We start from the raw sequence: 12,866 nt of genomic DNA on the forward strand, positions 1-12,866 counted from the left end.
CATACTCTGAACATACGGCGCTTTATGATTGTATTCTCCTCGCTACAAATCCGACGCGGCATCCGCGTCCTGCTGGACAACGCCACGGCGACGGTTAATCCAGGTCAGAAGGTCGGCCTGGTGGGTAAAAACGGCTGCGGCAAATCCACGCTGCTGTCGCTGCTGAAGGGCGAGATCGCGGCGGACGGCGGCAGCTTCACCTTCCCCGGCAACTGGGCGCTGGCCTGGGTCAACCAGGAGACGCCGGCGCTGGACGTGCCGGCAATCGAGTATGTTATCGACGGCGACCGCGAGTTTCGCCAACTCGAAGCCGAATTGCAGGCGGCCAACGATCGCAACGACGGCCACGCCATCGCCACCCTGCACGGCAAGCTGGACGCCATCGACGCCTGGACCATCCGCTCCCGCGCCGCCAGCCTGCTGCACGGCCTCGGCTTCTCCAACGAACAGCTGCAAAGCCCGGTGCGCGACTTCTCCGGCGGCTGGCGCATGCGCCTCAACCTGGCGCAGGCGCTGGTGTGCCGTTCCGACCTGCTGCTGCTCGACGAACCGACCAACCACCTGGATCTCGACGCGGTGATCTGGCTGGAGCGCTGGCTGAAAAGCTATCCCGGCACGCTGGTGCTGATCTCGCACGACCGCGACTTCCTCGATCCGATCGTCGACAAGATCCTGCATATCGAACAGCAGACGATGAATGAATACACCGGTAACTATTCGTCGTTCGAACGCCAGCGTGCCACCAAGCTGGCGCAGCAGCAGTCGCTGTATCAGCACCAGCAAGAGAAAGTGGCGCACCTGCAAAGCTATATCGACCGTTTCCGCGCGCAGGCCACCAAGGCCAAGCAGGCGCAGAGCCGCATCAAGATGCTGGAGCGCATGGAGCTGATCGCCCCGGCGCACGTCGACAACCCGTTCACCTTCAGCTTCCGTCCGCCGGAAAGCCTGCCGAATCCGCTGCTGCGCATGGACAAAGTCAGCGCCGGGTATGGCGACAAGGTGATCCTGAAGTCAATCAAGCTGAACCTGGTGCCCGGCTCGCGCATTGGCCTGCTCGGCCGCAACGGCGCCGGTAAATCGACGCTGATCAAACTGCTGGCCGGCACTCTGGAACCGCTGAGCGGCGAGATCGGCCTGGCGAAAGGCATCAAGCTGGGTTACTTCGCCCAGCACCAGCTGGAATTCCTGCGCGCCGACGAATCGCCGCTGCAGCACCTGAGCCGCATCGCACCACGGGTGCTGGAGCAGCAGCTGCGCGACTATCTGGGCGGTTTCGGTTTCCAGGGCGACAAGGTCAGCGAAGTGACCGAACGTTTCTCCGGCGGCGAGAAGGCGCGGCTGGTGCTGGCGCTGATCGTCTGGCAGCGCCCTAACCTGCTGCTGCTCGATGAACCGACCAACCACCTGGATCTCGACATGCGTCAGGCGCTGACCGAAGCGCTGATCGATTTCGAAGGCGCGTTGGTGGTGGTCTCGCACGACCGTCACCTGCTGCGTTCCACCACCGACGATCTGTACCTGGTGCACGACGGCCAGGTCGAGCCTTTCGAGGGCGATCTCGACGACTACCAGCAGTGGCTTGTCGACCTGCAGCGCCAGGAAAGCCAGCAGGACGCACCGGAAAAAGAGAGCGGCGGCAACAGCGCGCAGGCGCGCAAGGATCAAAAACGCCGCGAGGCGGAGTTCCGTACGCAGACCCAGCCGCTGCGCAAGCAGATTGCCAAGCTGGAACAGCAAATGGAAAAACTGGGCGCCGAACTGGCGACGGTGGAGGAACAGCTGGCGGATTCCGCACTGTACGACATCAGCCGCAAGGCCGAGTTGACCGACTGCCTGCAAAAGCAAAGCCAGGCCAAATCCGCGCTGGAAGAGACGGAAATGACCTGGCTGGATGCACAGGAACAACTGGAACAGTTAACGCAGGCGTTCGAAGCCTAAGCCTCAGGCCTTGTAAAAAGGCCTATCCCCCAGAATGGTCGCGCGGTGCATGATGCGCCGCTGCGGCAGATAATCCGCGTTGGCGTAGTGCTGCGTTACGCGGTTATCCCAGATCGCCACGTCATTTTCCTGCCAGCGCCAGCGCACCTGAAACTCCGGTTTGGTGATGTGAGCAAACAGGAAGTTCAGCAAAGCGTCGCTCTCTTTCGGCGCCAGATCGACGATCCTCGTGGTAAACCCTTCATTGACGAACAGCGCCTGCCGGCCACTGACCGGGTGGGTGCGTACCACCGGATGCAGCAGCGGCGGGTTTTTCTGCACCGCCAGCTGCCAGCGCTGATGCTCCTCTTCACTGCCGCGATGTTTGTGTTCCGGGAACGACTTGGTGAAGTCATGCTCCGCACGCAGCCCTGCGAGCAGCGTTCTGAACGGCGCCGACAGCGCCTCGTAGGCCGCGATGCCGCTGGCCCACAGCGTATCGCCGCCGGTGGAAGGCAAGGTCTTGGCCGCCAGGATCGCCCCCAGCGGCGGGTTCTCGATAAAGGTCACGTCGGTGTGCCAGTTATCGTTGTCCGGCGGGTTGTCGTCGTGGGTATCGAGCACGATGATCTCTTCCACGTCGGTGGCGTGCGGATAGACCGGATGGATATGCAGATCGCCGAAGCGGCCGGCCAGATCGCGCTGCTGCAGCGGCGTGATCGGCTGATTGCGGAAGAACAGCACCTGATGCTTCAGCAAGGCATGATAAAGCTGTTCAAACTGGCCGTCGCCCAGCGGCCGGGCCAATTCGACGTTTTCCACCAGCGCCCCGATGTAAGGCCCCAGCGGGGTGATATTCAGACGTTCGTTCATTGCTGTACTCCATGCCACGGGGTCAATCGGCGCTGCAGGGCACGCAGCCCCAGCTCCAGCCCAAATGCAATCACCGCAATCACGCCGATGCCGGCCAACACCACGTCGGTCGCCAGAAACTCACCGGCGGATTGCACCATAAATCCCAGGCCGCGCGTGGCGGCGATCAGTTCGGCGGCCACCAGCGTCGACCAGCCGACGCCCAGCCCGATGCGAATGCCGGTCAGGATCTCCGGCAGCGCGCTCGGCAGCACCACGAAACGCAGCACCTGCCAACGCGTGGCGCCCAACGCGCGGGCGGCACGCACCCTCACCTGCGCCACGCTGCGCACGCCGGCCACGGCAGAGAGCGTCACCGGCGCGAAGATAGCCAGATAAATCAGTAAGATCTTTGAGGTTTCGCCGATGCCGAACCAAATCACCATCAGCGGCAGATAGGCCAGCGGCGGCACCGGGCGATAGATTTCAATCAGCGGATCGAGGATGCCGCGTACCGTGTCGTTCAGCCCCATGGCGATGCCCACCGGAATGCCGACGATCACCGCCGCCAACAGCGCTACCAGAATGCGCCCCAGGCTGGCCGCCAGATGTTGCCACAGCGTGGCGTCCATAAAGCCTTGCGGGCTGGCGATGGTGATCAACTGGTGCAGCACCTGCTGCGGCGCCGGCAAAAACAGCGGGCTGATCAGCTGCAGCGCCGTCACGCCCCACCAGACGATCAACACCGTCAACAGCGTGGCGCCGCTCAGCCAAACGTTGCGCGGCACGCTGAAACGGCGTGCCGCTTTGCCCTGCGGCTGCGCCGCGGCCTTCAGAGTGGAATGCAGGCTCATAGCAAGGCCTCGCGCTGTTGGAAAACTTTGCCCAGCACGTATTCGCGCTGCGCAATAAATTCAGGATCTGACTTGATGGCGCGGCAGGCTTCGCCGTCGGCATAGCGTTGGCCGAAGTTCAGCGACAGCCGCTCCACCACCTGCCCAGGCCCCGGCGACAGCAGCAGCAGTTCGCTGGCGAGGAACACCGCCTCTTCGATATCGTGGGTGATCAGCAGCACCTGCTTGCCGGTATCACGCCAAATGGTCAGCAACAGCTCCTGCATCTGCTCGCGGGTGAACGCGTCCAGGGCGCCGAACGGCTCGTCCAGCAACAGCAGACGCGGATCGGCGGCCAGGGCGCGGGCGATGCCGACGCGTTGGCGCATGCCGCCGGAAAGCTGCCAGATGAAGTGCCGCTCATAGCCCGCCAGCCCCACGCGCTGCAGCATCTGCTCCGCCACCTGGCGGCGCTGCGCCTTGCCGACGCCGGCCAGCTGCAGGCCGAACTCGACGTTGTCCACCACGTTGCGCCACGGCAGTAAGCCCTCATGCTGGAACACCACGCCCCGTTCGGCGCCCGGGCCGTGAACGGGCGTTCCATCCAGCGTGATGCTGCCAGATGAAGGCTCGATAAACCCGGCGATCAAATTCAGCAGCGTGGTCTTGCCGCAGCCCGACGGGCCGAGCACCACCACCAGTTGCCCGGTGGCGATCTGGAACGACACGTCACGCAGCGCGGGCCGCCCCTGATACTCTGCTGAAAGATGATTGACGTTTAGCATCCTGCTTCCTTACGACTGCGGCGCAGCCTGCACCTGTTTCACAAAGCGGTCGGTCACGTAAGCGCTGTAGTCGCTGTCGACCTGCGGGATCTTGCCCTGCTGCTTGAGGAATTCGGCGGTATCGCGGATCGCCTTGTCCACCGGCTGGCCGAGCTGGGCAACCTGATCCGCCACCGGCAGATAACGGTTTCCCTTCACCAGCTCCGGCACCTGCGCTTCCGGCACGCCGCTCAGGCGCGCCAGCGTGCTGAGGTGGTTCGGATCTTTCAGCCACTGTTCCGGCGCCGCCAGGTAGGCTTTTTGCGCCTGCAGGGCGCTGGCGGCAAAGGCGGTCACCACGTCGGGATGTTTCTCGGCAAAGTCTTTGCGCACCACCCACACGTCCAGCGTCGGCGAGCCCCATTCGCCCACCTGCGCGGAGTCGGTCAACACCTTGCCCTGTTTGGCCAGTTCGTTGACCACCGGCGCCCAGACGTAGGCGCCGTCGATGTCGCCGCGCTGCCAGGCGGCGGCGATGGCCGGCGGCTGCAGATTGAGGATCTTCACCTGCTCAGGCTTGATGCCCCAATGCTTGAGCGAGGCCAGCAGGCTGTAATGGGTGGTGGAGATAAACGGCACCGCAATGCGCTTGCCGATCAGATCCTGCGGGCTTTTGATGTCATTTTTCACCACCAGCGCTTCGGAACTGCCGAGCTGCGAGGCGATGAGGAACACTTCGATGGGGAGTTTCTGGCTGGCGGCCACCGCCAGCGGGCTGGAGCCGATATTGCCGATCTGCACGTCGCCGGAGGCCAGCGCACGCAGCACGCTGGAGCCGCTGTCGAACTTACGCCAGTCGACCGTCGCGCCGGACCGTTTGGCGAAGCTGTTTTCCGCCTGCGCCACCTTGGCCGGTTCTGCCGACGTCTGGTACGCCACGGTCACATCCACCGCGTAGGCGCTGGTTGCGCTGAGCGACAGCGCCAACAGCGCCGCGTTGCGTAAGGAAAAGAGTTTGCCCGCCATGTTCCGCTCCGTTGATAAAAATCTGTTCAGTTGCTGACAGTTTTATCTGAGCGATGACGGGCTATAAAAGAATAAAAAAGTCTTCTTTATTACCGTGAGTAATATAAACGCGGGTTACAGCGCGATACTTCCGCGCAGGAACACATGAGCATAGCCGCCGAGCAGCGTGCGATCCCCGTGCAGTTCGCAGAACAGTTCGCCGCCGCGTGCCGAGATCTGCTGCGCATGCAGCCGATGGCGGCCGAGACGCGCCGTCCAGTAAGGCATCAGCGTGCAGTGCGCGGAGCCGGTAACCGGATCTTCACCGCCGTCGAGCGTGAAATAACGCGACACGAAGTCCACGGTGTCACCCGGCGCGGTAACGATTACCGCACGCCCGGCCAGCGCGATCAGCGCCGGGATGTCCGGCCGCAGCGCGCGTACCTGCGCCTCGTTTTCCAGCACCACCATCAGCGCTTTCGCCTGCCACACCTCCTGCGGCTGCACGCCCAGCAGCGCCGCGAGGCCCGCCGGTTCAGCCACCTTCTGCGGCGGCCGCGCAGGGAAATCGAGCACCAGCCGTTCCCCGTCCTGCGCATCGCGCTTGACGAACAGCTCGCCGCCGGCCGAACGGAAGCGGATATCCTGCAGCGCCGGATTGATCGCGCTGAACATCACATGCGCCGCTGCCAGGGTGCCGTGGCCGCAAAGATCGACCTCGCGTTCCGGGGTAAACCAGCGGATAGCAGTCATGTCGCCGTCATCCCAGACAAAGCTGGTTTCCGGCAGGCCGATCTCGTTGGCGAGCGCCTGCAGCCGCTCAGCCGGCAGCGGCTGCGTCAGCAGGCAAACCCCGGCCGGGTTGCCGCGCAGCCCTTTGCCGGTAAAGGCAACCACGTGATAATAATTTTCCGCCATCGTTCGCTCCTTAATGCCAGATCAGTAACACACAGGCTGCGGTCAACAACCCCATGGAACCGTTGAAGATAACCCAGGCCTTTTTGCTGCGCAGCAGGCGGCCGATCACGGTGCCGAACGCCAGCCAGATAATGCCGGCGACAATGTTGACCACCAAAATGCCCAGCGCGATCGCCGCAATGGATCCGTTGTACTTATCGCCCGCCAGGCTGAAGCTGGCCACCGCCCCCAGCGCCATCAGCCAGGCTTTCGGGTTGAGGAACTGCAGCAGCCAGCCCTGATACAGCCGCACCGGCTGCGGCGGCGCCACGTCGGTTTCCAGTTTTTCATAGGCGGCGGTGGCGACTTTCCACGCCAGCCACAGCAGGTACAGACTGCCGAGGATTTTCAGGATCAGGTGCAGCGACGGGTAGACCAGGATCAGGCTGCCGACACCGAAGGCCACCAGCAGCAAAATGCTTTGCATGCCGAGCATGATACCGACCATCAGCCACAGCGATCGCATAAAGCCGAAGTTAGCGCCAGAGGTGGTCAACAGCAGGTTATTGGGGCCAGGCGTGATGGCGGCGACCCACAGGAAGCCCAGCATCGAAAGGAATAAACTCGGTTCCATGGCACGGGTGCTCCTCACCCAAGGCGCTTTTTTGCAGTATCATTGTTAGTTCTTGGTATTGAAGCTAACAGTGCGCTAGGGATCTCACAATAGCCGCCCACAACATTTTTACTCAGCCTATGCCTAACACTTTTCGCCCTCTGACCGGGGCCAGTAACCCGCACCTGCAAACGCTGTTGCCGCGGTTGGTGCGCCGCCGCGTGTTATTGAAACCGCATTGGCAACGGCTGGAATTGCCCGACGGCGATTTCGTCGATCTCGCCTGGAGCGAAGATCCGGCGCAGGCGCGCGACAAACCGCGCGCGGTGCTGTTCCACGGCCTGGAAGGCAGCTTCTACAGCCCCTACGCACATGGCCTGCTCAACGCCTGGCGTGAGCGTGGCTGGCTCGGCGTGGTGATGCACTTTCGCGGCTGCAGCGGCGTGCCCAACCGCAAGCAGCGCATCTACCACTCCGGTGAAACCGAAGATGCACGCTTCTTCCTGCGCTGGCTGCGCGACCGCTACGGCGAGGTGCCAACCGCGGCGGTAGGCGTTTCGCTCGGCGGCAACATGCTGGCCTGCTATCTGGCGCAGCAAGGCGCCGACAGCCTGCTGCAGGCGGCGGTGGTGGTCTCGGCGCCGCTGATGCTGGAGCCCTGTGCCTACCGCATGGAGCAAGGCTTCTCCCGCGTTTATCAGCGCTACCTGCTGGGGCAGCTGAAACAAAACGCCACCCGCAAGCTGTTGCACTACCCGGACACTCTGCCGCTCAAGCTGTCACAGCTGAACGGGTTGCGACGCATTCGCGAATTCGACGACGCCATTACCTCGCGCATTCACGGCTTTAGCGACGCTATCGACTACTATCGCCGCTGCAGCGCCCTGCCACTGTTGCCAGCTATTCAGACGCCGCTGCTGATCATCCATGCGAAGGACGATCCCTTCATGACCCATGAGGTGATCCCCGACGTCGCCGGCCTGCCGCGCAATATCGAATATCAACTGACCGAGTACGGCGGCCACGTCGGCTTCGTCGGCGGCACGCTGAAAAAACCGCACATGTGGCTGGAACATCGCATTCCGGCCTGGCTTTCCCCTTATCTGGACATCCCGACGTGATCATTCCCTGGCAAGAACTGGCAACCGACACCCTGAACAGCCTGATCGAATCCTTTGTACTGCGCGAAGGCACCGATTACGGCGAACACGAACGCTCGCTGGAACAGAAGGTGGAGGACGTGCGCCGCCAGCTGAAAAACGGCGAAGTGGTGCTGGTGTGGTCGGAACTGCACGAGAGCGTCAACATCATGCCGCGCGGCCAGTTCCGCGCCGGGCAGGAAGAAATTTAGTGGCGCTCGGTTCTATGACTGACGGAAAAAATCAGGTAACAATGGGGCATTGCAAACCAGCGCGCGCCATTTTTTCCTGAGATAGAGAGCGTCAACAAGAGCCACAATAATCCCCTGACGCCGGCGCATTCAACACGGAGTGACAACCATCATGTCTGCCAAACATCCCGTTATCGCGGTGACCGGTTCCAGCGGCGCCGGCACCACCACCACCAGCGTGGCGTTCCGTAAGATCTTCCAACAGCTCAACATCCGCGCCGCCGAGCTGGAGGGCGACAGCTTCCATCGCTACACCCGGCCGGAAATGGACGCGGCGATCCGCAAGGCGCGCGATCTGGGCAGACACATCAGCTATTTCGGCCCCGAGGCCAACGACTTCGGCCTGCTGCAGCAGAGCTTTATCGACTACGGCAAGAACGGCACCGGGCGCTCGCGCAAGTATCTGCACACCTACGACGAAGCGGTGCCCTACAATCAGGTGCCGGGTACCTTCACCCCGTGGGAACCGCTGCCGGCGCCGACTGACGTGCTGTTCTACGAGGGGCTGCACGGCGGCGTGGTCACCGAGCACCATGACGTGGCCAACCACGTCGATCTGCTGGTCGGCGTGGTGCCGATCGTCAACCTGGAGTGGATTCAGAAACTGATCCGCGATACCGGCGAGCGCGGCCACTCTCGCGAAGCGGTGATGGATTCGGTGGTGCGTTCGATGGAAGATTACATCAACTACATCACGCCGCAGTTCTCGCGCACCCACATCAACTTCCAGCGTGTGCCGACGGTGGACACCTCCAACCCGTTCGCCGCCAAGGCGATTCCCTCACTGGACGAAAGCTTCGTGGTGATCCACTTCCGCGGGCTGGATCAGATAGATTTCCCCTATTTGCTGGCGATGCTGCAGGGCTCTTTTATCTCACACATCAATACGTTAGTGGTTCCGGGCGGCAAGATGGGGCTGGCGATGGAGCTGATCATGGCGCCGCTGGTGCAGCGGTTGCTGGAAGGCAAGAAGATCGAATAAATGCGTTGAGCGCGGCGCCGGGCCGCGCTCCGTTTCGATTACGCCGGTTGGCGGATCTCGAAGCTGTGGGTCACCGTGGCAGCCTTGTTGAGCATCAGCGCCACCGAGCAGTACTTCTCCGCCGACAGGTTCACCGCACGCTCGACGATCTTGTTGGTCAGGTCCTGGCCGGTAACGATGAAGTGCAGGTTGATATGGGTGAACAACCGCGGGGCTTCTTCGCGGCGCTCGGAGGTCAGCTTCACCTCGCAGTCGCGCACGTCGTTGCGCCCTTTTTGCAGGATGGACACCACGTCGATCGCGCTGCAGCCGCCCACCGACATCAGCACCATCTCCATCGGGCTGGGCGCTTTATCACCGGCGTTGCCGTCCATCAGCACCTGGTGGCCGGAGGCCGATTCCCCCAAAAACGTTAACCCTTCCACCCATTTAACTCTTGCCTGCATTCTGGTCACTCCGGTTGATTTCTTAAAATCAGAGTACGCTTTCGCATAGAAACAGGCAACGTAACCTGATGCTAATCATGCTGAAGCGAGACAACACGAGACACCCGCCTTACTCTGTGCTACAAACAGAGCCGCAATAAATCTTTCCGGGACACTGAATTTCAGGGAAACGCCCAGAGAAAGGCTCCTTTACCGGTATGTTAACAGAATGTAGCTTGCAGCGCTTACGGCAAGTTAATATGCTAGAGCGACAGCGTATTTTTATGACACGCCTCAAAACTTGCCGGTAGCCCTCGCTCATGACTGCGGCTACAGGCGGGTTTTACAGGGAACTCTGACCCCTGTGACACAAGGCAGCGATAACAACAGAGGATAACAGCGAATGGTTCTCGGCAAACCGCAAACAGACCCTACTCTCGAATGGTTCCTGTCTCATTGCCATATCCACAAATATCCATCGAAGAGTACGCTGATTCACCAAGGTGAAAAGGCCGAAACGCTTTACTACATCGTGAAAGGCTCCGTCGCGGTGCTGATCAAGGATGAAGAAGGTAAAGAGATGATCCTGTCCTACCTCAACCAGGGGGATTTCATCGGCGAGCTCGGATTGTTCGAAGAAGGCCAGGAGCGCAGCGCCTGGGTTCGCGCGAAAACCGCCTGTGAAGTGGCCGAAATTTCCTACAAGAAATTCCGCCAGCTGATCCAGGTGAACCCGGACATCCTGATGCGTCTGTCCGCCCAAATGGCGAGCCGCCTGCAGGTCACCTCCGAAAAAGTGGGCAACCTCGCCTTCCTGGACGTTACCGGCCGCATCGCGCAAACCCTGCTGAATCTGGCGAAGCAACCCGACGCCATGACTCACCCGGACGGCATGCAGATCAAGATCACCCGTCAGGAGATCGGCCAGATCGTCGGCTGCTCCCGTGAAACCGTTGGCCGTATTCTGAAAATGCTGGAAGATCAAAACCTGATTTCCGCCCACGGCAAAACCATTGTCGTCTACGGCACCCGTTAATCCCTGAAAAAACGGCGCAGTCTGCGCCGTTTTTTTGTCTGCTCTCTGCCATGTGGCGCCGCCTGATCTACCACCCGGAAATCAACTACGCACTGCGACAAACGCTGGTGTTGTGCCTGCCGGTACTGTTCGGCCTGCTGATAGGCCAGCTGCAGCTCGGCCTGATGTTCTCCCTCGTGCCCGCCTGCTGCAATATCGCCGGGCTGGATACGCCGCATAAGCGCTTCTTTAAACGGCTGATCGTCGGCGGTTCGCTGTTCGCCTTCAGCAGCGTGCTGCTGCAACAGGCCCTGCTGTGGCACGTGCCGCTGCCGGCGCTGATGCTGGGCCTGGCGCTGCTGCTCGGCGTCACCGGGGAAATCAGCCCGCTGCACGCCCGGCTGTTGCCGGCGGCGCTGGTGGCCGCCATCTTCGCCCTCAGCACGGCCGGCACGGTACCCATCTGGCAGGCGCCGCTGCTGTACGCGATCGGCACCGCCTGGTACGGCTTATTCACCTGGTTCTGGTTCAAGCTGTGGAAAGAGCAGCCGATGCGCGAGACGCTGAGCCAGCTCTACCTGGAACTGGCGGACTATTTCGAAGCCAAATACTCACTGCTGACCCAGCACACCGATCCGCAGACCGCGCTGCCGCCGCTGCTGGTGCGCCAGCAAAAGGTGATGGATCTGATCAGCCTGTTGTACCAACAGCTTAATTTCCTGCCGCACGCCAACAACCTCGAGCAAAAGCGCCTGCAGCGCGCCTTTCAGGTGGCGATGGACCTGCAGGAGCACATCACCGTCAGCCTGCATCTGCCGGAAGAGGTGCAAAAACTGGTGGAGCAGAGCCAGGCCGAAGCGATCATTCGCCGCAATGCTCAGGTGATCGCCGGCCGACTGCGCGTGGTGGCGCACGATATTCTCTATCATCAACATTCGAAGCGCTTCTCCATGACCCACGAGCTGGCGGCGCTGGAAAAAATGGCGGCGCAGCATCCCGATAATCCGGTCGGCCAGTTTTGTTATTACCACTTCAGCCGCATCGCCCGCCTGCTGCGCACCCAGCATCCACTGTACCGCCGCGACCTGATGCCCGGCCAGCACCGCCTGCCGTTTTGGCCGGCGCTGGTCAGCTATCTGTCGTTCAAATCCACCGCCCTGCGCAACGCCGCGCGGCTGGGCGTAGCGCTGGCGGTCGGCAGCAGCCTGGGTGCGGTATTCAACCTGCCGAAGCCTTACTGGATCCTGCTCACCATCATGCTGGTGAGCCAAAACGGGTATAACGCCACCCGGGTGCGTATTCAGCACCGTGCGCTGGGCACGATTGCCGGGCTATTGCTGGCGGCCGGGCTGCTGCAGCTGCAGTTGCCGGAGGGAGAAACGCTGAGCATCATGCTGGTGATCACCCTACTGGCCTACCTGGTTTCGCGCAAGAACTACGGGCTGTCGGTGATTGGCTTTACGGTCACGGCGGTTTACACCCTGCAGCTGCTGGCGCTGAACGGCTCGCATTTTCTGGTACCGCGCCTGATCGATACGCTGATCGGCTGCGTGCTGGCGTTCGGCGGCACCATTTGGCTGTGGCCGCAGTGGCAAAGCGGGCTGCTGCGCAAGAATGCCCATCAGGCGCTGGAGAACGATCAAGCCGCGCTGCGGCTGATGCTGAAGCAACCGGAACCGGACGCCACCGCGTTGGCCTATACCCGCATGCAGGTCAACCAGGCACACAACGCGCTGTTCACCTCGCTCAATCAGGCGATGCAAGAGCCGGGGTTCGCGTCAAACTATCTGGCGGACATGCGGCTGTGGGTCACTCACAGCCAGTTCATCGTCGAACACCTGAACGCCATGACCATTCTGGCACGCGAGCACTACATGCTGACGCCGAAACTGGCGGAAGAGTATCTGCAGACCTGTGAAATCGCGCTGCAAAGCTGCCAGCAGCGGTTGGAATACGACGGCCCGAGCAGCGGCAACAGCGGCATCATGCAGCCGCCGGATCTGCATCCGGACATGCCCGTTACCGAGATGGAGCGCCATCTGCGGCGCATTTTGTCGCACCTGAGCGTGATGCACACCATTTCGTCGCTGGCCTGGCGCCAGCGCCCGCACCACGGCATCTGGCTCAAGCGCAAACTGCGCGATCAATAAGGGCGCGGCATGCCGCGCCCCGT

At 61.8% G+C, this 12,866-nt stretch carries 13 protein-coding genes; 6 read left to right on the forward strand and 7 right to left on the reverse strand.

Annotation, left to right across the window (positions count from 1 at the left end):
• Positions 1-24 precede the first annotated feature (24 nt).
• A complete protein-coding gene (locus tag V8N38_RS23720) occupies positions 25-1,938 on the forward strand; it encodes an ABC transporter ATP-binding protein (protein WP_147840496.1) in 1,914 nt (637 codons plus the stop codon).
• 3 nt (positions 1,939-1,941) lie between these two features.
• Here the strand turns inward: V8N38_RS23720 and tauD are convergent, their stop codons facing one another.
• The 6 genes from tauD to V8N38_RS23750 all read right to left on the reverse strand — a co-directional run bounded on the left by tauD (position 1,942) and on the right by V8N38_RS23750 (position 6,902).
• The gene (gene tauD, locus V8N38_RS23725; protein WP_033636267.1) at positions 1,942-2,790 is read right to left on the reverse strand and encodes a taurine dioxygenase; all 849 of its coding nucleotides are present in this window, start codon (positions 2,788-2,790) and stop codon (positions 1,942-1,944) included.
• Positions 2,787-3,623 (reverse strand): taurine ABC transporter permease TauC, encoded by an 837-nt coding sequence (gene tauC, locus V8N38_RS23730; RefSeq protein WP_033631937.1) that lies wholly within the window; start codon positions 3,621-3,623, stop codon positions 2,787-2,789. Before tauC ends, tauD begins: the two co-directional genes overlap by 4 nt.
• Positions 3,620-4,387, reverse strand: coding sequence for a taurine ABC transporter ATP-binding subunit (gene tauB, locus V8N38_RS23735; RefSeq protein WP_147840497.1), 768 nt, complete (start codon positions 4,385-4,387; stop codon positions 3,620-3,622). The genes tauC and tauB overlap by 4 nt, the downstream gene beginning before the upstream one ends.
• A gap of 9 nt (positions 4,388-4,396) precedes the next feature.
• Complete coding sequence (gene tauA / locus V8N38_RS23740) at positions 4,397-5,392, reverse strand: taurine ABC transporter substrate-binding protein (RefSeq protein WP_060424564.1); 996 nt, start codon at positions 5,390-5,392, stop codon at positions 4,397-4,399.
• Between the two features lie 114 nt (positions 5,393-5,506).
• The gene (locus V8N38_RS23745; RefSeq protein WP_147840498.1) at positions 5,507-6,289 is read right to left on the reverse strand and encodes a PhzF family phenazine biosynthesis protein; all 783 of its coding nucleotides are present in this window, start codon (positions 6,287-6,289) and stop codon (positions 5,507-5,509) included.
• Positions 6,290-6,299: 10 nt separating this feature from the next.
• On the reverse strand, positions 6,300-6,902 hold the full coding sequence (locus tag V8N38_RS23750; protein WP_060424559.1) for a LysE family translocator: 603 nt from the start codon (positions 6,900-6,902) through the stop codon (positions 6,300-6,302).
• A 119-nt stretch (positions 6,903-7,021) separates the two neighbouring features.
• On the opposite strand from V8N38_RS23750, the gene V8N38_RS23755 reads away from it, so the two are divergent.
• The 3 genes from V8N38_RS23755 (at position 7,022) to V8N38_RS23765 (ending at position 9,253) form a co-directional block, all read left to right on the forward strand.
• Positions 7,022-8,002, forward strand: coding sequence for a hydrolase (locus tag V8N38_RS23755; protein WP_047729705.1), 981 nt, complete (start codon positions 7,022-7,024; stop codon positions 8,000-8,002).
• Positions 7,999-8,232: a YheU family protein gene (locus tag V8N38_RS23760; RefSeq protein WP_004930376.1), complete on the forward strand. Its 234-nt coding sequence runs from the start codon at positions 7,999-8,001 to the stop codon at positions 8,230-8,232. The genes V8N38_RS23755 and V8N38_RS23760 overlap by 4 nt, the downstream gene beginning before the upstream one ends.
• 151 nt (positions 8,233-8,383) lie before the next feature.
• Positions 8,384-9,253 carry a phosphoribulokinase gene (locus tag V8N38_RS23765; protein WP_033636275.1) on the forward strand — a complete coding sequence of 290 codons (870 nt, stop codon included), beginning with the start codon at positions 8,384-8,386 and terminating at the stop codon, positions 9,251-9,253.
• Between the two features lie 38 nt (positions 9,254-9,291).
• Here the strand turns inward: V8N38_RS23765 and V8N38_RS23770 are convergent, their stop codons facing one another.
• Complete coding sequence (locus V8N38_RS23770) at positions 9,292-9,699, reverse strand: OsmC family protein (RefSeq protein WP_147840499.1); 408 nt, start codon at positions 9,697-9,699, stop codon at positions 9,292-9,294.
• A 382-nt stretch (positions 9,700-10,081) separates the two neighbouring features.
• Between V8N38_RS23770 and crp the strand changes: the two genes are divergently transcribed.
• Both crp and V8N38_RS23780 read left to right on the forward strand, forming a co-directional pair.
• On the forward strand, positions 10,082-10,714 hold the full coding sequence (gene crp, locus V8N38_RS23775; protein ID WP_004090925.1) for a cAMP-activated global transcriptional regulator CRP: 633 nt from the start codon (positions 10,082-10,084) through the stop codon (positions 10,712-10,714).
• Positions 10,715-10,764: 50 nt separating this feature from the next.
• Positions 10,765-12,843, forward strand: a complete 2,079-nt coding sequence (locus V8N38_RS23780) for a YccS/YhfK family putative transporter (RefSeq protein WP_147840500.1) — start codon at positions 10,765-10,767, stop codon at positions 12,841-12,843.
• Positions 12,844-12,866: the final 23 nt, after the last annotated feature.

Source organism: Serratia nevei (genome assembly GCF_037948395.1).
In the GTDB taxonomy this organism is placed as follows: Bacteria; Pseudomonadota; Gammaproteobacteria; order Enterobacterales; family Enterobacteriaceae; genus Serratia; species Serratia nevei.

What these genes read in the sequence shown, in the direction of transcription:
- V8N38_RS23720 (WP_147840496.1), top strand. Translation starts at nt 25, where the DNA reads ATGATTGTATTCTCCTCGCTACAAATCCGACGCGGCATCCGCGTCCTG.
- tauD (WP_033636267.1), bottom strand. Translation starts at nt 2,790, where the DNA reads ATGAACGAACGTCTGAATATCACCCCGCTGGGGCCTTACATCGGGGCG.
- tauC (WP_033631937.1), bottom strand. Translation starts at nt 3,623, where the DNA reads ATGAGCCTGCATTCCACTCTGAAGGCCGCGGCGCAGCCGCAGGGCAAA.
- tauB (WP_147840497.1), bottom strand. Translation starts at nt 4,387, where the DNA reads ATGCTAAACGTCAATCATCTTTCAGCAGAGTATCAGGGGCGGCCCGCG.
- tauA (WP_060424564.1), bottom strand. Translation starts at nt 5,392, where the DNA reads ATGGCGGGCAAACTCTTTTCCTTACGCAACGCGGCGCTGTTGGCGCTG.
- V8N38_RS23745 (WP_147840498.1), bottom strand. Translation starts at nt 6,289, where the DNA reads ATGGCGGAAAATTATTATCACGTGGTTGCCTTTACCGGCAAAGGGCTG.
- V8N38_RS23750 (WP_060424559.1), bottom strand. Translation starts at nt 6,902, where the DNA reads ATGGAACCGAGTTTATTCCTTTCGATGCTGGGCTTCCTGTGGGTCGCC.
- V8N38_RS23755 (WP_047729705.1), top strand. Translation starts at nt 7,022, where the DNA reads ATGCCTAACACTTTTCGCCCTCTGACCGGGGCCAGTAACCCGCACCTG.
- V8N38_RS23765 (WP_033636275.1), top strand. Translation starts at nt 8,384, where the DNA reads ATGTCTGCCAAACATCCCGTTATCGCGGTGACCGGTTCCAGCGGCGCC.
- V8N38_RS23770 (WP_147840499.1), bottom strand. Translation starts at nt 9,699, where the DNA reads ATGCAGGCAAGAGTTAAATGGGTGGAAGGGTTAACGTTTTTGGGGGAA.
- crp (WP_004090925.1), top strand. Translation starts at nt 10,082, where the DNA reads ATGGTTCTCGGCAAACCGCAAACAGACCCTACTCTCGAATGGTTCCTG.
- V8N38_RS23780 (WP_147840500.1), top strand. Translation starts at nt 10,765, where the DNA reads ATGTGGCGCCGCCTGATCTACCACCCGGAAATCAACTACGCACTGCGA.